Annotated in this window: 19 protein-coding genes; 15 read left to right on the forward strand and 4 right to left on the reverse strand. The window is 74.5% G+C overall.

What is annotated here, in order from left to right:
- Window positions 1-40 precede the first annotated feature (40 nt).
- The 7 genes from Ae717Ps2_RS03945 (at window position 41) to Ae717Ps2_RS03975 (ending at window position 5,258) form a co-directional block, all read left to right on the forward strand.
- Window positions 41-856, forward strand: a complete 816-nt coding sequence (locus Ae717Ps2_RS03945) for a SigB/SigF/SigG family RNA polymerase sigma factor (RefSeq protein ID WP_020626265.1) — start codon at window positions 41-43, stop codon at window positions 854-856.
- A gap of 284 nt (window positions 857-1,140) precedes the next feature.
- A complete protein-coding gene (locus Ae717Ps2_RS03950; protein ID WP_075308016.1) occupies window positions 1,141-1,653 on the forward strand; it encodes a hypothetical protein in 513 nt (170 codons plus the stop codon).
- A 135-nt stretch (window positions 1,654-1,788) separates the two neighbouring features.
- Window positions 1,789-2,547 (forward strand): energy-coupling factor ABC transporter permease, encoded by a 759-nt coding sequence (locus tag Ae717Ps2_RS03955; protein ID WP_075308014.1) that lies wholly within the window; start codon window positions 1,789-1,791, stop codon window positions 2,545-2,547.
- A complete protein-coding gene (locus Ae717Ps2_RS03960; RefSeq protein WP_020626268.1) occupies window positions 2,544-2,834 on the forward strand; it encodes an energy-coupling factor ABC transporter substrate-binding protein in 291 nt (96 codons plus the stop codon). The genes Ae717Ps2_RS03955 and Ae717Ps2_RS03960 overlap by 4 nt, the downstream gene beginning before the upstream one ends.
- Window positions 2,834-3,565 carry a cobalt ECF transporter T component CbiQ gene (gene cbiQ, locus Ae717Ps2_RS03965; RefSeq protein WP_020626269.1) on the forward strand — a complete coding sequence of 244 codons (732 nt, stop codon included), beginning with the start codon at window positions 2,834-2,836 and terminating at the stop codon, window positions 3,563-3,565. The genes Ae717Ps2_RS03960 and cbiQ overlap by 1 nt, the downstream gene beginning before the upstream one ends.
- Entirely contained in the window at window positions 3,562-4,410 is an 849-nt protein-coding gene (locus tag Ae717Ps2_RS03970) for an energy-coupling factor ABC transporter ATP-binding protein (RefSeq protein WP_020626270.1), read from the forward strand. The genes cbiQ and Ae717Ps2_RS03970 overlap by 4 nt, the downstream gene beginning before the upstream one ends.
- A gap of 5 nt (window positions 4,411-4,415) precedes the next feature.
- On the forward strand, window positions 4,416-5,258 hold the full coding sequence (locus Ae717Ps2_RS03975) for an SAM-dependent methyltransferase (protein ID WP_020626271.1): 843 nt from the start codon (window positions 4,416-4,418) through the stop codon (window positions 5,256-5,258).
- A gap of 6 nt (window positions 5,259-5,264) precedes the next feature.
- Here Ae717Ps2_RS03975 and Ae717Ps2_RS03980 read toward each other — a convergent pair whose 3' ends face one another.
- Window positions 5,265-6,080 carry a crotonase/enoyl-CoA hydratase family protein gene (locus Ae717Ps2_RS03980; RefSeq protein WP_075308012.1) on the reverse strand — a complete coding sequence of 272 codons (816 nt, stop codon included), beginning with the start codon at window positions 6,078-6,080 and terminating at the stop codon, window positions 5,265-5,267.
- 79 nt (window positions 6,081-6,159) lie between these two features.
- Between Ae717Ps2_RS03980 and Ae717Ps2_RS03985 the strand changes: the two genes are divergently transcribed.
- On the forward strand, window positions 6,160-6,948 hold the full coding sequence (locus Ae717Ps2_RS03985) for an RNA methyltransferase (RefSeq protein WP_020626273.1): 789 nt from the start codon (window positions 6,160-6,162) through the stop codon (window positions 6,946-6,948).
- Here Ae717Ps2_RS03985 and Ae717Ps2_RS03990 read toward each other — a convergent pair.
- Window positions 6,936-8,528 (reverse strand): AMP-binding protein, encoded by a 1,593-nt coding sequence (locus Ae717Ps2_RS03990; protein WP_083695615.1) that lies wholly within the window; start codon window positions 8,526-8,528, stop codon window positions 6,936-6,938. The two genes, Ae717Ps2_RS03985 and Ae717Ps2_RS03990, sit on opposite strands and share 13 nt — an antisense overlap.
- A gap of 104 nt (window positions 8,529-8,632) precedes the next feature.
- Window positions 8,633-9,841: an MFS transporter gene (locus Ae717Ps2_RS03995; RefSeq protein WP_075308010.1), complete on the reverse strand. Its 1,209-nt coding sequence runs from the start codon at window positions 9,839-9,841 to the stop codon at window positions 8,633-8,635.
- 45 nt (window positions 9,842-9,886) lie between these two features.
- Here Ae717Ps2_RS03995 and Ae717Ps2_RS04000 point away from each other — a divergent pair, with 45 nt between their 5' ends.
- Window positions 9,887-11,107, forward strand: a complete 1,221-nt coding sequence (locus Ae717Ps2_RS04000; RefSeq protein WP_198932130.1) for an ROK family transcriptional regulator — start codon at window positions 9,887-9,889, stop codon at window positions 11,105-11,107.
- 10 nt (window positions 11,108-11,117) lie between these two features.
- On the opposite strand, the gene Ae717Ps2_RS04005 is transcribed toward Ae717Ps2_RS04000, so the two are convergent.
- The gene (locus tag Ae717Ps2_RS04005; protein ID WP_075333046.1) at window positions 11,118-12,854 is read right to left on the reverse strand and encodes a pyruvate dehydrogenase; all 1,737 of its coding nucleotides are present in this window, start codon (window positions 12,852-12,854) and stop codon (window positions 11,118-11,120) included.
- Between the two features lie 196 nt (window positions 12,855-13,050).
- On the opposite strand from Ae717Ps2_RS04005, the gene Ae717Ps2_RS38085 reads away from it, so the two are divergent.
- From Ae717Ps2_RS38085 to Ae717Ps2_RS04030, 6 genes are all read left to right on the forward strand, one after another.
- The gene (locus Ae717Ps2_RS38085; protein WP_020622688.1) at window positions 13,051-13,206 is read left to right on the forward strand and encodes a hypothetical protein; all 156 of its coding nucleotides are present in this window, start codon (window positions 13,051-13,053) and stop codon (window positions 13,204-13,206) included.
- Window positions 13,207-13,408: 202 nt separating this feature from the next.
- Window positions 13,409-14,008, forward strand: coding sequence for a gamma subclass chorismate mutase AroQ (gene aroQ, locus Ae717Ps2_RS04010; RefSeq protein ID WP_083695616.1), 600 nt, complete (start codon window positions 13,409-13,411; stop codon window positions 14,006-14,008).
- Between the two features lie 98 nt (window positions 14,009-14,106).
- Complete coding sequence (locus Ae717Ps2_RS04015) at window positions 14,107-15,153, forward strand: leucyl aminopeptidase (protein WP_075308008.1); 1,047 nt, start codon at window positions 14,107-14,109, stop codon at window positions 15,151-15,153.
- Window positions 15,150-15,896, forward strand: coding sequence for an aspartate/glutamate racemase family protein (locus Ae717Ps2_RS04020; RefSeq protein ID WP_075333047.1), 747 nt, complete (start codon window positions 15,150-15,152; stop codon window positions 15,894-15,896). The genes Ae717Ps2_RS04015 and Ae717Ps2_RS04020 overlap by 4 nt, the downstream gene beginning before the upstream one ends.
- 203 nt (window positions 15,897-16,099) lie before the next feature.
- Window positions 16,100-16,804, forward strand: coding sequence for a GntR family transcriptional regulator (locus Ae717Ps2_RS04025; protein ID WP_020622692.1), 705 nt, complete (start codon window positions 16,100-16,102; stop codon window positions 16,802-16,804).
- Window positions 16,805-16,824: 20 nt separating this feature from the next.
- Window positions 16,825-17,802, forward strand: a complete 978-nt coding sequence (locus Ae717Ps2_RS04030; protein WP_075333048.1) for an ADP-ribosylglycohydrolase family protein — start codon at window positions 16,825-16,827, stop codon at window positions 17,800-17,802.

The following is a 17,802-nucleotide window of genomic DNA, read 5'->3' on the forward strand; positions in this document are numbered from 1 at the left end:
TCGGTGATGGCAGTCGATCGTTGCCGGCCGCGGAGACGGCATGGCTGAGCCGAGTACGGACGCGGACACCCGCCCCGACGAGTACACCCACCTCGTCGAGCCTCTCCGTGCCTTCGCGGCCGCCGGCCCCGGGGACCCGGAACGGGAGCGGCTGCGCTCCGAGCTGGCACAGGGCTTCCACCCGGTGGTCCGACACATCGCCGGGCGCTACCGGCACCGCGGCGAGCCCGTCGAGGACCTGGAGCAGGTCGGCGCGATCGGTCTGCTCAACGCGCTGGACCGGTTCGACCCGGACCAGGGCACCCCGTTCCTGGCCTACGCCGTCCCCACGATCACCGGGGAGATCCGCCGGTACTTCCGCGACCGCACCTGGTCGATGCGGGTGCCGCGGCGGCTCAAGGACATCCAGAGCCGCATGACCCGCGCCCAGGAGGAGCTGGCCTCGCGGCACGGCCGCGCCCCGAAGGTCTCCGAGCTCGCCGAGCACCTCGACATCAGCCGGGAGGAGGTCATCGAGGGGCTGCAGGCCCAGGACTCCTACCGGTCGGACTCGCTCGACAAGCTCGTCGGCGACACCGACAACCCGCTCGGCGAGATCGTCGGGGGGATCGACGCCGGGATGGACGCGGTCGAGGCCCGCGAGTCGCTGCGCCCGGCCCTGCGCAAGCTCCCCGAGCGGGAGCGGACCATCCTCATGCTGCGGTTCTTCGGCAACCAGACCCAGACCCAGATCGCCGCCCAGGTGGGGCTGTCGCAGATGCACGTGTCGCGGCTGCTCGCCCGGGCCCTGGTGACCCTGCGCGGTCATCTCGCCGACGACCAGGACCAGCACGACGGGGTCCCCGAGGCGGGCTGACCGCCCTCCCGCTACGACGGTCGGGTGCCCGCGATGGTCCGACCGGGGCAGCCGGGCCGGTCGTCGTTGCCTCGCCGTCACCTAGGCGTTTCCCCGCCGGTCTCCGGGGGCACCCTGTCGTGTTCCGCGCACGCCGCCGCCCGTTCACCGGGTCGCGGTGCCGCGCATCCGACGATGTCGGCGAGACCGTCGTCCCGCGACCCTCACCTCAGCGCCCGGCCGGTGTCCCCGTCGGCCGGTCCCGCGTGGTGCCGTCGGTCGCGAGGACAGGAGAGGACCCGGGTATGGCCGTGCAGGAGAAGAAGTCCGTGAGCAAGAAGAGCACGAAGAGCAAGAAGGGCAAGAAGAGCGGCCGGGAGGCCGTCGAGGCCGCGAAGGCCGAGACGAAGAAGGCCCGCCGCGCGGAGGAGAAGGACGCGGAGAAGGCCGTCCGCGCCGCCCGCAAGGCCGAGAAGAAGGCCCGCGAGCAGGCGAAGGCCGCGCGTGCTGCGCAGAAGAAGGCGGCGGCTGCCGAGAAGAAGGCCGCCGCGAAGGCGAAGGCCGCGCGGCTGGAGAAGGTCGCCCAGCGCGACGCCGCCGCGAAGGCGGAGAAGAAGGCCCGGAAGCTGGCGAAGGAGCGGGTCGTCGCCGGGCAGCCGGGCAGCGGTGTCGGTACGCCCGAGACCACGCCCGCCGAGCGGGAGCAGCGCCGTCGTGAGGCCGAGCAGGCGGCCGGCCGGCTCGCCGCCGCGGCCGAGCACAAGGCCACCGCCGAGCGCCCCGCCGAGGTGCACCACACCAACGGCGCGCGCGTCTGACCACCGAACAGGACACCGCAGCACCGGCGACGCCCGGACCCGGCCGGGTCCGGGCGTCGCCGTATGTCAGATCCTGCACACCTGTCCGGATATTCAGGCTTGCACGAGCCAACGGCGGGACCGTAACGTTCGCCCGTGCACATCGCCGAGGGCTATCTCCCGCCGCTGCACGCGGCGGCCTGGACCGTCGTCGCCGCGCCGTTCGTCGTGCACGGCGCCCGGGCCGTGGTACAGCGCGTGCGCGAGGATCCGGACACCAAGCTGCTGCTCGCCGCGGCCGGCGCGTTCACCTTCGTCCTGTCCGCGCTCAAGATCCCGTCGGTGACCGGGTCGTCGTCGCACCCGACCGGCACCGGGCTGGGCGCGGTGCTGTTCCGACCACCGGTGATGGCGCTGCTCGGGACGGTGGTGCTGTTCTTCCAGGCCGTCCTGCTCGCCCACGGCGGGCTGACCACGCTCGGCGCCAACGCGTTCTCGATGGCGATCGCCGGGCCGTGGATCGCCTACGGCGCCTACGTCGTGGTCCGCAGGCTCGGGGGGTCGCTGGGGCCCGCGGTGTTCGCCGCGGCCTTCCTCGGTGACCTCGGCACCTACACGATCACCAGCGCGCAGCTGGCGCTCGCGTTCCCCGACCCCACCTCCGGGTTCGGCGGAGCCTTCGTCACCTTCGCCTCGATCTTCTCGATCACGCAGATCCCGCTGGCCGTGGCCGAGGGGCTGCTGACCGTGCTCGTCGTGCGGCTGCTCGTGCGCATCACCCCGGACGAGCTGCGCCGCCTCGGCGTGCTGCGTCCGGCCACGAGCACGGCCACGACGACGAGCACGACCACCGACACCGGTGGCGCCGCCCCGGCCGCGACCGCGCAGGGCCCGGAGAAGGAGGCGTCGGCGTGAGTCGCTCGACCGTCGTGAACATCCTGCTGGTCGTCGCCGTCGTCGCGTTGTTCGCGGTGCCGGTGCTGTTCGTGCCCGGCGAGTACGCCGGGTCCGACGGCCAGGCGGGTGAGGCCATCGAGGCCACCGGCTACCAGCCGTGGTTCAGCCCGGTGTGGGAGCCGCCGTCGGGCGAGATCGAGTCCGGGATCTTCGCGATGCAGGCCGCGGCCGGCGCGGGTGTGCTCGGCTACTGCATCGGCGTCGCCCGCACGCGCAGCCGGGAGAAGGCCGCCCGGCAGACCTGATGCTGCTGATCGACGAGACCGCCCACGCCAACCGCTGGCGGTCCCGGCACCCGGGGGAGAAGGCGTTCCTCGCGCTGGGGCTCCTGCTGCTCGCGGTCGTCCTCCCGCCGTGGCCCGGTGCCGTGCTGACCGGTGGCGCGGCGCTGGTGCTGCTCCTGGGTGGGGCCCGGGTGCCGTGGCGGACCGCGCTGCGGCTGCTCGCCCTGCCGCTCGGGTTCGTCGTCGTGGGGGCGCTGCCGCTGCTGGTGACCGTGGGCGGGGACCCGTGGCTCGCACTCGCATCGGGCGGACCGGCCCGGGCGGCCGCGCTCGTCGGACGCTCGCTGGCGGCGGTGGCCTGCCTGATCCTCTTCGCCGCGACGACGCCGCTCGCGGACACCCTGCCGCGGCTGCGGTGGGTGCCACCCGCCGTCCTGGAGATCACCCTGCTCGTCTACCGGATGCTGTTCCTGCTGCTGGACTCGCTGACCGCGGTCCGGGAGGCCCAGTCCCTCCGGATGGGGTTCCGGACGCGGCGGACCACCTTCCGGTCGCTGGCCGCGCAGGGGAGCGCGGTGTTCGTCCGGGCCTTCGACCGTGCCCGCCGCCTCGAGGCGGGCCTCGCCTCCCGCGGCTACGACGGATCGCTGCGCGTCCGGGTGCCCGCCCGCACCGTCTCGCCCGCCTTCGTCGCGGCGAGCGCGGCGCTGCTCGTCGCCGTCCCGCTGACGGCACTGGTGGTCCTCCCGTGACCGCGGTCCTGGAGGCCCGCGGACTGGTCTTCGCCTACCCGGACGGGCCGGTCGTGCTCGACGGGGCGGACCTCGCCGTCGACCCGGGGCGCAGGCTCGCCGTGCTCGGACCCAACGGCGGCGGCAAGACCACCCTGTTCCGGCTGCTGCTCGGGCTGCTCGCCCCGGCGGCCGGAGAGGTACTGCTCGACGGTGAGCCGGTCCGGCGCACCCGCCGCGGGCTGGTGCGGCTGCGCGAGTCCGCCCAGCTCGTCCTGCAGGACCCCGACGACCAGCTGTTCTCCGCCGACGTCGCGCAGGACGTGTCGTTCGGGCCGCTCAACCTCGGTCTCGACGGGGCCGAGGTCGACGCCCGGGTGCACGACGCGCTGGCCGCCGTCGGCATCGCCGACCTCGCCGACCGGCCGACGCACCGGCTGTCGTTCGGACAGCGCAAGCGGGTCGCGATCGCCGGTGCCCTCGCCGTCCGGCCCCGGGTGCTGGTGCTCGACGAGCCGACCGCGGGCCTGGACCCGGCCGGGGTGGAGGAGCTCGTCGTCGTGCTGGAGGACCTGCAACGCGCCGGGACCGCGGTCGTGCTGTCCACCCACGACGTCGACCTCGCCCACCGCTGGGCCGACGACGTCGCCGTCGTCGCGCGGGGGCGGGTGCGGCGCGGTCCGGCGGCCGAGATCCTCGGCGACGCCGCGTTGCTCGCGGACGCCCGGCTCGGCCCGGCGTGGGCACCGGCCGTCGCGCGGCTGCTCGCGCTGGTGGGCCTCCCGGGCACGACCCCGGCCACGGCGGCGGAGCTGCACGAGGTCCTGTCGGGACTTGCGGCCAGGGAGACACCGGCGGGAGGGTGAGGTCCATGACCGTCCCGGAACCCGCACCCGTCCCGGTGGACGAGATCGACCTGACGCTGCCCAACCCGGCGCGGATCTACGACTACATGCTCGGCGGCGGCCACAACTTCGCCACCGACCGGGAGTTCGCCGAGCGCCTGCTCGTCGCGCTGCCCGACACGCGGGAGCTCGCGCTCGCCAACCGGGCCTTCCTCGGCCGGGCCGTGCGTGCCTGTCTCGGCCGGGGGGTGCGCCAGTTCCTCGACCTCGGCTCCGGCATCCCCACCGCCGAGCCGGTGCACGAGATCGCCCACCGTGCCGACCCGACGGCGCGTGTCGCCTACGTCGACGTCGAGCCGGTGTCGGTCGCGATGAGCCGCCAGCTCCTGACCGGTGTGGAGGGTGCCTCGATCACCGCGGCCGACCTCACCGACGTCGAGGCCGTGCTCGCCGCCCCGGGCGTGGCGGGCCTGCTCGACCCGGCCGAGCCGGTCGCCGTGCTCGCGGTCTCGGTGCTGCACTTCGTCGGCGACGACGACCTGCTCGGCGCCCTGTTCGACCGCTACGCGACGGCGTTCGGACCCGGCAGCATGCTCGTCGTCTCGCACGGCAGCACCGATGTCGACGACCCGCGCATCGCCGAACGGATGCGCACGGTCGAGCGGTTCACCCAGGACACCGCGCAGCCGGCCCGGTCCCGGGACCGGGCCCTGCTGCGCAGGCTGCTCGTCGACCGGCCCGGGCACCGGCTGGAGCTGCTGGAGCCGGGCATGGTCGACGTCGCCGACTGGCGGGCCGAGGCCGGGCGGTCGCCCGCCGGCCCCGCCGGGATGTACGCGGTCGTCGGTGAGGTCGTCCCGCGACGGTAGGGCGGATCAGTCCCGGAAGACGCCCTGGCGCTTCTCCATGAACGCGGTGACGGCCTCGGTCAGGTCGGCCGACACGAGCTGCCCGCCGTTCCAGGTGGCGATCTGGTCGAGCCCGTCGGCGACGGAGTGGTCACGGGCGTAGGTGATCGCGTACTTCGTGCCGCGCAGCGCCAGCGGGGACTTCGCCGCCAGCGACGCGGCGAGCTCGGCGACACCGTTCTCCAGCGCCTCGGCATCGTCGTACACGCCGTTGACCAGGCGCAGCTCCTTCGCCTCGGTGCCGGACACCGGGCGGCAGGTGTAGGCCAGCTCGCGGGTGACGCCCTCGCCGACGATGCGTGGCAGCCGCTGCAGGACGCCGACGTCGGCGGCCAGGCCCATGTCGACCTCCTTCAGCACGAACGACGCGTCGGCGGTCGCGTAGCGCAGGTCGCAGGCGACGGCCAGGTCCAGGCCCGCGCCGAGGCAGACGCCGTGGATCGCGGCGATCACCGGTGTGCGGCAGCGCTCGATCGCGGTCAGGCAGTCCTGCAGATCGAGGATCGTGCGGCGCAGCGCGTCGGCGCCGTGACCCACCGAGTCACCCGAGGCCTTCTCACGCAGCCCGCCCAGCATCGACACGTCGATGCCCGAACAGAAGTGCCGCCCGTTGCCGCTGATCACCACGACCCGCACGGCGGGGTCGGCGTCCAGCTCGCGCACCGCGTCACGCAGCCCGAACCACATCGGCTCGTGCAGCGCGTTCGCCGCCTTCGGGCGGTCCAGGCGCAGCCGCGCGACCCCGTCCGTCACCTCGACCGCGATCCCCGTCGGCTCGCCCATCGGTCCCACCCTCCACGTGTCCAGCCCGGTCACCGGGAGGTTACCCCGGAGTAGGACGGCGGTGTCCTAGGCTCGTCCGGTGCCCGACCTGACCAGCACCGCCAACCCGCGCGTCAAGAACCTGGTCCGGCTGCGCACCCGTCGCCACCGCGACGCGGCGGGCGTCACCGTGATCGAGGGGCACGACGAGCTGGCGCTCGCGCTCGACGCCGGCGTCGAGCCGAGCGAGGTGTACTGGGCGCCGGAGGTGGTGCGGTCCGACGCGCTGCTGGCCCGGATGCCGTCGGCGCGGGTGTTCTCGGTGAGCCGGGAGGTGTTCGCCCGGATCGCCTACCGTGAGTCCCCGGACGGCTGGCTCGCCGTCGCACCGGCCCCCGGCCGCCCGCTCGACGAGCTGGACCTCGGGCCGGACCCGCTCGTGCTGGTCGCCGAGGGCGTCGAGAAGCCCGGCAACGTCGGGGCGATGCTGCGCACCGCCGAGGCGTGCGGGGTGGACGCGGTGGTCATCGCGACGCCGGAGCGGGGCGGCACCGACTTCGCCAACCCCAACGTCGTGCGCGCGTCCAAGGGGACGGTGTTCGCGGTGCCGGTCGCGTCCGCGTCGACCCCCGAGGTCCTCGACTGGCTCGACCGGCGCGGCATCGCCACCCTCGTCACCACTCCTGCGGGGACGACCGGGCTCGCCGCCACCGACCTGACCGGGCCGAGCGCGCTGGTCATCGGGACCGAGGCGACCGGGGTGACCGACGCGTGGCTCGACCGGGCCGACGCCACGGTGGTCATCCCGATGCGCGGGCGGGTCAACTCGCTCAACGCCTCGATCGCCGCGGCCGTGGTGCTCTACGAGGCGGTCCGTCAGCGCGGCTGACCGGCGAGCTCGGCGCGCAGCCGCTTCTTGTCGGTCTTGCCGATCCCGGTCAGCGGGATCCGCTCGACGAACTCCACGGTGCGCGGCACGTACATCGCACCGGCGCGGTCGGCGACCAGCTCGGTCAGCTCGTCCGCGCTCGGGGACGGGGAGTCGGTGACGACGGCGGCGTGCACGGTCTCGGTGCCGTCGTCGTCGGGCACCCCGAAGACCGCGGCGTGCCGGACGGCCGGGTGCTCCATGAGCAGGTCCTCCAGCTCGGAGGTGTACACGTGCCCGCCCACGACGACGATCATGTCCTTCACGCGGTCGAGCAGGTGTAGGTAGCCGTCGCCGTCCTGGCGGGCGACGTCACCGGTGCGGACCCAGCCGTCGACGACCGTCGCGGCGCTCAGCTCCGGCTGCTTCCAGTAGCCGTCCATCTCCATGCCGGTGTGCACCCACAGCTCGCCGCGCTCGCCCGGGGCGACGGGCCGGCCGTCGGCGTCGGTGATGGCGATCGTGGTGGTGGGGATCGGCCGCCCGACGGTGCCGAGCAGGTCGGGGTTCCGGTGCTCCTCGGCGGTGAGCACGCTGATCCCGCCGGCCTCGGTCTGGCCGTAGAACTGGGTGAACACCGGGCCGATCCGGCGCAGCGCCTCGGCGATGCGGCGCGGGTTGGCGGGGGCACCGCCGTAGACCAGCGACCGCAGCGACGACAGGTCGGTCCGGTCCAGGTCGGGGTGGTCGAGGAGGCGGTAGATCAGCGGCGGCAGCAGGAAGGTGTGGGTGATCCGCTCCCGCTCGATCGCGGCGAGGAACGCACCCGGCTCGAAGGAGTCCTGCAGCACGACGGTGCCGCCCTCGGCCAGCGTGCGGTCGGCCATCGAGCCGCCGACGTGGGCGACCGGGGTGGCCACGAGCAGCCGCCCGCCGGTGGCGCCCGCGCCGAAGTTGCCGGCCCGGCGGCGCATCTCGGCGCCGCGCCGGTGGTGGTCGAAGGTGTAGGTGATGCCCTTCGGGTGCCCGGTGGTGCCGCCGGTGTGGCGGATCTGCTCGACGTCGTGCGGGCGGGCCCGGCCCCGGACCGGCTCGGCCGACGCGGCCGCGGCGAGCTCCAGCAGGTCGGTGCCGCCGTCGTGGGCACCCAGCCAGAGGACCTCGACGCCGTCGACGAGAGCCAGGACCGCCTCGGCGGACGCGGCGGCGTCGGCGTCGGCGAGCACCATCGGCGCCTCGACGTCGGCGACGATCCGGGCCGTGGCGGCGGCCGACAGGCCCTCGTGCGGCTGGGTGATCCCGGCACCGAGCAGGGTCACCGCGAGCCGCGCGACGACGGCCTCGGGGGTGTTGCCCGCCAGCAGCGCGACGACCGATCCCCGCTCGACCCGCCCGTCGAGGACGTGGGCGAGCCGGTGCACCGTGTCCACCAGCTCGCCGGCGCGGATCCGGCGGTCGCGGTGCACCAGCGCCTCGCGGTCGCGGTCGGCGGCGAGGGCGTCGAGCAGCTCCTCGACGTCGCTGTACAGGCCCCCGCCGTCCGGGACGGCGCCGTCAGGGACAGCGCCGTCCAGGACGTCCTCGTGCAGACCGGTGGTCATCGCGGGTCTCCTCCCGTCGGGATCGTTGTTTAACGCAACGATCAACTCGGAGGCAGGCTTCCCAGAGGTGATCCGATCGACACCTCTCGTTTACACCGGAGTGCTCAGGCGGCCAGGGCGAGCTCCGCGCGCCGCTCGGCGCGCTCCATTCGCACCGCCTGCCACAGGGCGACCAGGCCTAGCAGCGGCAGCACCGTCGCGACGGCGGCGGGCGAGGTCCAGCCCCACCCGGCGGCCAGGACGAGTCCGCCCAGTGCGGCACCGAGGGCGTTCGCCACGTTGAACGCCGCGTGGTGCAGCGCCGCGCCCAGCGTCGGGCCCTCGCGGCCGGCGTCCATCAGCCGGGTCGCGAGCGCCGGGGTGGTCGCGGTGGTGGTGAAGGCCAGGGAGAACAGCGCCAGCAGCGCGAACACCGGCGAGGACGCGGTGAGCGCGAACAGGGCCATCGACACCGTGGCGGCGCCGAGCCCGGCCGCGATCGTGCGCACCGGTGCCGCCTCGGCGAGCCGGCCGCCGACCTGGTTGCCCAGCGTCATTCCGAGGCCGAACACGGCGAGCGCGAGCGGCACGGCCGCGGCGGCCAGGCCGGACACCTCGGTGAGCACCGGGGTGATGTAGCTGTACACCGCGAACGACCCGCCGAACCCGGTCGCGATCACCGCCATGGTGATCCACACCTGGCCGCGGCGCAGCGCGGAGAGCTCACCGAGGATCGAGCCCCGGCGCTCCTCGCGGACGTCGGGGACCAGGCGCCACACGGCCAGCATCGTGACCACCGCGACGACGCCGACGGTCAGGTAGGCGGCCGGCCAGCCCGCCGCCTGCCCGAGCCAGGTCGCCCCGGGCACACCGACGATGTTGGCGATCATCAGCCCGCTCATGACGGTGGCGATGGCGCGCGGGCGCCGCTCGCGCGGCACCAGCGAGGCCGCGAGCACCGACGCGGTGCCGAAGTAGGCGCCGTGCGGCAGTCCGGCCAGGAACCGGGTCACGACGAAGGTGCCGAAGGTCGGGGCGAACGCCGACGCCACGTTGGCCACCGCCAGCGCGCCCGCCAGGGCGAGGAGCAGGTGCTTGCGCGGCCACCGTGCGCCGAGCACGGCGAGGACCGGCGCGCCGACGACGACGCCGATCGCGTAGGCACTGATGGCGGTTCCGGCCTGCGGCACGGTGGCGCCGAGGTCGGCGGCGAAGGCGGGCAGGAGGCCCATCGAGGCGAACTCGGTGGTGCCGATGGCCAGGCCGCCGAGGGCCATCGCGGCGAGCGCGAGCCCGGTGGTGGGAGACTGGGGCGAGGTGAGAGCCTTTTTCATCGTGACACGAGGATAAATCGTGGCAGGCCGGAGGTGTCAACGACGATGACCGCGATGTCGGCGGGTTCACGTTCCGGGCCCGCCGCCGATCCGGGTGAACGCCCCGGACGGGCCGAGACCGACCGCTGGCGTGCCACCGCCGAGGTGCTGGCCGAGGTCCGGCGCGAGCCCGGCCTGACCCGTGTCGAGCTCGCCCGGCGGCTGCGCCTGGCCAGCGGTTCGGCCACCGAGATCGCGGCCCGGCTGCGTGACCTGGGCTGGGTCACCGAGGAGCGCGCCCCCGGCGGTGGGCGCGGGCGGCCGACCACCACCCTGACACCCAACCCGGACGGGCCGGGCGTCGTCGCCGTCGACGTGCGGTTCGAGGGATGGCGGGCCGGACTCGCCGGGCTGGACGGCGTGCCGTTCGCGGTGCGGTCGGGCCCGCACCGGCGTCGCGACCCGGACTCCGTCGCCACGGAGCTGGACGGGGTGGTCGGTGAGCTGGTCGCGCAGGCACCCGGACCGGTGGTGGCGGTCGGGGTCGGTGTGGCCGCGACGGTCGTCGACGAGCACTTCGCCGAGACCGGTGGCGGCCAGGGCTGGAGCCCGCTGGACGTGCGCCGGATCGGCGCCGGGCCGGGCCTGCCCGTGCTGGTCGGCAACGACGCCAACCTCGCGGGCATCGCCGAGGTCCGCGACGGTGCCGCGGCCGGTGCGGGAACGGCGCTGTTCCTCACCGTCGAGGTGGGCATCGGCGGGGCGCTGCTGCTCGACGGGCGCGCCCAGGCCGGTGCCCGTGGCGCGGCGGGGGAGCTGGGGCACCTGCCCTTCGGTGACCCGGCGGCCCGCTGCGCCTGCGGCGCGCGGGGCTGCTGGACCACCGGCGTCGACGGCCGGGCGCTGGCCAGGATGCTGGGCGAGCCCGAGCCGGACGCCCCGTACAGCTACGCCCGCGCCGTGCTCGACCGTGCCGCGGCCGGTGAACCCGGCCCGGCGGCCGCGGTCACGAGCGCGTCGGCGTCGCTGGCCCGTGGGACCGCCGGGCTGGTCAACGCGCACGACCCGGAGGTCGTCGTGCTGGCCGGGCTCGGCCCCGCGCTGCGGGCCGCGGCGCCCGAGGCGTTCGCCGTCGCCTACGACGACGGGCTGATGGCCTTCCGTCGCGCCCTCGCGCCGCCGGTGCACGACGACGCGCACGGCGAGGACGGCGTGCTCCGGGGCGCCGCCGCGATCGCGCTGGACCACGCGGTCTCGGCCCCCGGGCTCGCCGCCCGCGCCGGCTGACGCGCCCCGCTCAGGGGCGCGGGATCGACCGCAGGTTGCTGCGCGCCAGCTCGACCATCCTCCCGACGCCGCCGTCGAGCACCGTGCGGGTCGCGGCGAGGGCGAACCCGCGGACCTGCGCGGCGGTGATGTGCGGCGGGATGGACAGCGCGTTCGGGTCGGTGCGCACGTCGACCAGCGCCGGGCTGCGGTGGTCCAGCGCCCGGCGCAGCGCGGCGCGCACGTCCGACGGGTCGTCGACGGCCTCGGCGTACAGGCCGGCGGCGCGGGCGATCCCGGCCAGGTCGGCCGGGCCGTGGTCGGTCTGGAACGACGGGTAGCCCGCGACCATCATCTCCAGCCGGATCATGCCCAGCGACCCGTTGTTGAACGCGACGACGGTCAGCGGCAGGTCGTGCTCGGCCGCGGTCAGCAGCTCGCCGAGCAGCATGGTCAGCCCGCCGTCGCCGGACAGGGACACGACCTGGCGGTCCGGGTACGCGAACTGCGCACCGATCGCGTGCGGCAGGGCGTTGGCCATCGTCCCGTGCCGGTAGGAGCCGATGATCCGGCGCCGGCCGTTGGGGGACAGGTAGCGCGCCGCCCACACGTTGCACATGCCGGTGTCGACGGTGGCGATCGCGTCCTCGGCCATCTCCTCGTCGAGGACCGCCGCGACGTGCTCGGGGTGGATCGGGCGAAGGTCGGAGACCTTGCGGGTGTAGGCGCCGACGACCTTCTCCAGCGCCTCCGCGTGCTTGCGCAGCATCCGGTCGAGGAAGGAGCGGTCGGTCTTCTCCGCGATCCGCGGCAGCAGCGCGTCCAGGGTGGACGCGGCGTCGCCGTGCACGCCCAGCTCCAGCAGGGTGCGACGCCCGAGGCGTGCGGGGTCGACGTCGATCTGCACGGTGCCGCGCTGGGGCAGGAACGAGTCGTAGGGGAAGTCGGTGCCGATCAGGATCAGCAGGTCGGCCTCGTGCGTCGCCTCGTAGCAGGCGCCGTAGCCGAGGAGTCCGGACATGCCCACGTCGTAGGGGTTGTCGTACTGGATCCACTCCTTGCCGCGCAGCGAGTGGCCGATCGGCGCCTTCACCCTGTCGGCGAGTGCGAGCACCTGCTCGCGGGCGCGCTCGATGCCGGCCCCGACGAACAGCGTCACGGTGTCCGCGGCGTCGACGAGCCGGGCCAGCTCGGCCACCTGCTCCTCGGACGGTCGCACGACGCCGGTGGGCGGGGACAGGTGCGAGGAGCCGGTGTCGTTCGGGGCATCGAGCGCGCTGACGTCGCCCGGCAGGACCAGCACCGACACGTCGGACTCGGCGAGCGCGGTCTGCATCGCGATCCGCTGCATCCGGGGCATCTGCTCGGGCCGCGAGATCAGCTCGCAGTACGCCGAGCACTCGGTGAACAGCCGTTCCGGGTGGGTCTCCTGGAAGTAGCCGGTGCCGATCTGGACCGACGGGATGTGCGAGGCGATCGCCAGCACCGGCGCACCGGTGCGGTGGGCGTCCATCAGGCCCTGGATCAGATGCGTGTTGCCGGGGCCGCAGCTGCCGGCGCAGACCGCGAGCCGCCCGGTGAGCTGGGCCTCCGCCGCGGCCGCGAGCGCCGCGGCCTCCTCGTTGTGCACGTGCACCCACCGGATGCGGCCGTCGCGGCGGATCGCGTCCGCGATCGGGTTGAGGCTGTCGCCCACCAGGCCGTAAATCCGTTCGACGCCGGCCTGGTGCAGCAGCTCGATCATCTGGTCGGCCACGGTGCGGCCCATGTCGTCCTCCTCGCGCTCGGGTGCGAGAGCCGTGTTCCCCCTCCGGCGCCGGGCCGAACCGTTCCGGCGTGTGACGGTCCCCGCGTACCGCCCGGCGCACGGCAGGTCACGAATCGGGCATCGGAATCGATTCCCGCGCTGCGGAACCATCCGGACGTGAGTACTTTCCCCTCACATTCCTGGGAGGGGACGCGAAATGATCATTCTTGGTCTGATCCTGCTGCTGGTGGGCTATTTCACCGGTATCTCCATTCTCTACTACCTCGGCGGCCTGCTGGTGATCGTCGGTGTGGTCCTGCTGATCCTGGGGGCGATCGGACGGCCGGTGGGAGGACGCAAGGCCTGGTTCTGACCGGGCCGGCCGGACTCGGTCACGGGAATCCGCGGACCGGGTGACGGCCGGCGTCGTTGCATTCTCCGCGGGGGTGCGTGTCCGGGGGACCGGAACGCACCCCCGCGGTGTGTCGTGGCGAAAGGATTACCGGGTGGGCCGGATTCCGGGAATGTCGCGGGCGGCGGGGGGCCACGACCGCTGCGGTCGTAGGCTCGCCGCTGTGATCGGCAGACGCGGTACCGCACTGGCCGGGGCCGTCCTGGCCCTGGGGCTGTTGGCCGGGTGCGGCGACCAGCCCCTCCCGCTGACCGAGGGTCCGCCCGGCGCGTCCCCGGCCGACGGGCTCATCCGGATCGTGGAGCTGTCCGCGCAGCGCGCCCGGATCTCGGACCAGGTGGCCGCGGCGAAGTTCGGCACTGCAACGGCCGTCACCGACGCAGGCCGGGAGGCGGCCGTCGTCGCCGAGACCCGGGCCGACGCGACCCGCGACGGCGTCGACCCCGACTGGGCGGCCCGGATCGTCGCCGACCAGATCGCGGCGAGCACCCAGGTGCAGAACGACCTGATCCGGCAGTGGACCGACCGGCCCGACACCCGTCCCGCGCAGCGGCCCGAGCTGGCCCGGGTGCGGCCGCAGCTGGACCGGATCGGCGACGAGCTGGTGGCCGCGCTGAAGCTGGCCGGCCCGGCCCGGGCGAACGAGGAGTGCCCGTCGACCCTGGCCCAGGCCGCGGTCGAACAGGCCCGTGGGCTCGACGAGGTCCACCGCAACGCCCTCGGGCGGTCGCTGAAGTCCGTCTGCGACGGCGCCCCCGGCTGATCCGTCCCGTGTGACGGTGCCGTTTCCGCTCGTCGCAAGGTATTGCGTATCCGGATAGTACGTGCTCGGATTAATCGGACGAGACACGGAGGTGCGCGATGGACCAGAACCTGTTCAACGACATCTGCCTGCAGCAGCTGACGCTGTCGGGCGTGCACGAGGGGGAGACGGTCGTCGTCCTCACCCGGGGCGCGGAACGGACCGAGTACGCCGACGCCTTCCTCTGGGCGATCCAGAAGCTGGGTGCGACCGGCTACCACATGCGGCTGCCGTCGCCGGCGAGCGCGGGCGGCGCCTGGGCGGTCGGCGACTCCGGCCTGGGCAACATCCCGCTGGCCGTGGACGCGCTCAAGGCCGCGGACATGGTCGTGGACTGCACGTTCCTGCTGTTCAGCAAGGAGCAGTTCGCGATCCAGGACGCGGGCACCCGCATCCTCACCGCCGTCGAGCCGCCCGAGCTGCTGGCCCGGCTGATGCCGACCACCGGGCTGCGCGAGCGCGTCGAGACCGGCGCGGAGCTGCTGGCCAAGGCGTCGACCATGCGGATCACCAGCCCGCACGGCACCGACGTCACCTACCGGCTCGGCATGTACCCGACGATGAGCGAGTACGGCTACACCGACACCCCCGGCCGCTGGGACCACTGGCCGGCCGCGTTCGTGTTCACCGGCGGTGCCGACGACGGCGTCGACGGGAAGATCGTCCTCGCCCCCGGCGACGTGCTGCTGCCGTTCAACACCTACGTGCAGACCCCGGTCGAGATCACCATCGAGGAGGGCTTCATCCGCGACATCCGCGGTGGCGCGGGCTCCTCCGGGCTCGACGCGGACCTGCTGCGCTCCTACATCGAGAGCTTCGACGACCCGCGCGGCTACGGCATGAGCCACGTCGGCTGGGGCCTCGACGAGCGCGCCCACTGGCACGGCCTGACCCAGTTCGGCGGGGGCATGGGCATGGAGCTGCGCAGCTTCTACGGCAACGTCATGTTCTCGATCGGCCCGAACAACGAGCTCGGCGGCCCGAACGACACCGCCTGCCACTTCGACATCCCGATGCGCGGCAACTCGCTGTTCCTCGACGACGAGCTGATCGTCGACGCCGGGGAGCTGACCGTCCCGGAGATGCGCCCGGTGGGGAAGCGATGACCGACCACCACGTGGGGATGATCGTCCCGAGCTCGAACCTCACGATGGAGACCGAGCTCCCGCGGATGCTGCGCGCCCGCGAGGACGTGCTGCCCGACGACCGGTTCGTCTTCCACGCGGCGCGGGCCCGGATGCAGCACGTGACGCCCGAGCAGCTGCGTGCGATGAACGCCCAGGCCCGGCGGGCCGCGGCCGAGCTGGCCGACGCCCGCCCGGACGTCGTCGCGACCGCCTGCCTGGTGGCGATCATGGCGCAGGGCCCCGGCTACCACTGCACCGCCGAGGACGACATCACCGCCGCGCTGCGGGCCGAGGGCTCGTCGGCGCCCGTCGTGTCCAGTGCGGGGGCGCTGCTGTCCGGGATCGCGGCGCTGGGTGCGACCCGGGTCGCGATCATCACGCCGTACCTGGAGCCGCTGACGAAGGCGGTCGTGGACTACATCGAGGACGCGGGGGTGCGGGTCGTCGACTCGCTGTCGCTGGAGGTGCCCGACAACCTCGCCGTCGCCCGGCTCGACCCGGCCGACCTGTGCGAACACTGGCGCAGGCTGGACCTGGCCGGTGCCGACGCGCTGGTGCTCAGCGCGTGCGTGCAGATGCCGTCGCTGCCCTCGATCGAGGCCGTGCAGGAGGAAGTGGGGATCCCGGTGCTGTCCGCGGCCACCGCGACGGCGCACCGCATCCTCACCGAGCTCGGGCTGGAGCCGCGGGTGCCCGGGGCGGGGGCGCTGCTCGCCGGCTGAGCCCCGTGGGGCCGGGACCCGCGTGCCGCACCGGCACGCGGGTCTCCGTCGTGTCCGCGGCCCGACCGCCTCCGTAATCGCCGGGTGTGGAGCGCGGGGGTCGCCGGGCCGGCGTCCGCACTCCCCACCCGGCGATCACGAGATCGGGACCGGTGCCGACGTGGGGGTGGACGGGGACGCCCTGCTGCTGTACATGTTTGTACATGTCTGAACAGGGTGGCCGCTCCAAGAGGGCGCGCCTCGTCGAGGACCTCGCCGGGCGGATCCGCTCCGGCCGGTTGCCGAACGGTGAACAGCTCCCGGGGGAGAACCAGCTCGCCCGCACCTACGCCGTCTCGCGCGGCACGGTCCGCAGCGCGCTGGCCGAGCTCGCGCGGCGCGACCTCATCACCACCGAGACCGGTGTCGGCTCGTTCGTCACCTTCGACGGGTCGCCCCTGGACCAGCGGCTCGGCTGGGCGCAGGCGTTCGCCGCGTCCGGCGCGGCCGTCCGCACCGAGCTGCTCGGCATCGCCGCCGGCGGCGACCCCGGTCCCACCGGGTACGAGGGGCCGCTGGTCACCGTGCGCCGGCTGCGGCGGGCCGGGTCCGACCCGGTCTCGCTGGAGACCGCCTCGCTGCCCGCCACCGGTGACCTCGCCCGGCTCCCGGAGACCGGTCTCGTCGACGGATCGATCACCGCCACCCTCGCCGCGGCGGGCCTGCTCGGCGTCGCGGGGGAGCAGTGGATCTCGGTCGCCCCGCTCGACACCGCCGACGCCGTCACCCTCGAACGCGAGCCCGGCGAGCTGTTCCTGCGCGCCGTCCGGGTCACCCGCGACGCCCGCGGCGGGCTCGTCGAGCACGTCGTCAGTCTGCTGGATCCGCAGCGCTTCCGGTTCCACCTCGCGTTCGGGGAGCAGCGGTGAGCGACCCGCACGACCGCGCCATGGGCGCGCTGCTCGGCCTCGCCGTCGGCGACGCCCTCGGGATGCCCACCCAGTCGCTGTCCCGGGCCGCGATCACCGAGCGCTACGGCGTCGTCGACCGGCTCCTCGACGGCGCCGACGACCAGCCGATCGCCCCGAAGCTCCCGGCGGGCACCGTCACCGACGACACCGAGCAGGCGCTGCTGCTCGCCCGGATCCTGCTCGACCACGGGGGCCACGTCCCGGCCCGGGTGTTCGCCGGTGCCCTGGAGGCGTGGGAGCAGGACATGATCCGGCGCGGGTCGCTGGACCTGCTCGGCCCGTCCACCCGCCGGGCCCTGACCCGGCTCGCGGACGGTGAGCCGCCGGAGCTCGCGGGCCGCGACGGCGTCACCAACGGCGCCGCGATGCGCGTCGCGCCGGTCGGCATCGCGCACACCGGTCCGCGGCTCCTCGACGCCGTGGTGGAGTCCGCGGTCGTCACCCACCACACCGCACCCGGGATCGCCGCCGCCGCCGCGGTGGCCGCCGCGGTGTCGGCCGGGGTGTCCGGCGCGGGGCTCCCTGCCGCGCTGGACGCCGCGCTCGACGCCGCCCGGGCCGGTGCGCGACGTGGCGGCTGGGCGGCGGGCGCCGACGTCGCCGCCCGCCTCGACGTCGCGTTCCGGGTCCTGCCCGGGCTCGACCGCGCCGCGCTCGCCGACACCGTCGTCGACGTCGTCGGCACCTCGGTCACCGCGACCGAGTCCGTCGTCGCGGCCCTCGGGCTCGCCGCCGCCCTCGGCGACGAGCCCCGGGCCGCGCTGGTCACCGCCGCCTCGCTGGGCGGTGACACCGACACCGTCGCCGCGATCTGCGGCGCGGTCCTCGGAGCGGTGCACGGCGCCGCCGCACTGCCCGCCGACCTCGTCGGCACCGTTCGCCGGGTCAACGCCGCCCTGCTCGATCCCCTCGACGACGTGGTCGAGGGGCTGCTCCGCCTCCGCCTTCCATCCTGA

Source organism: Pseudonocardia sp. Ae717_Ps2 (genome assembly GCF_001932475.1).
Classification (GTDB): Bacteria; Actinomycetota; Actinomycetes; order Mycobacteriales; family Pseudonocardiaceae; genus Pseudonocardia.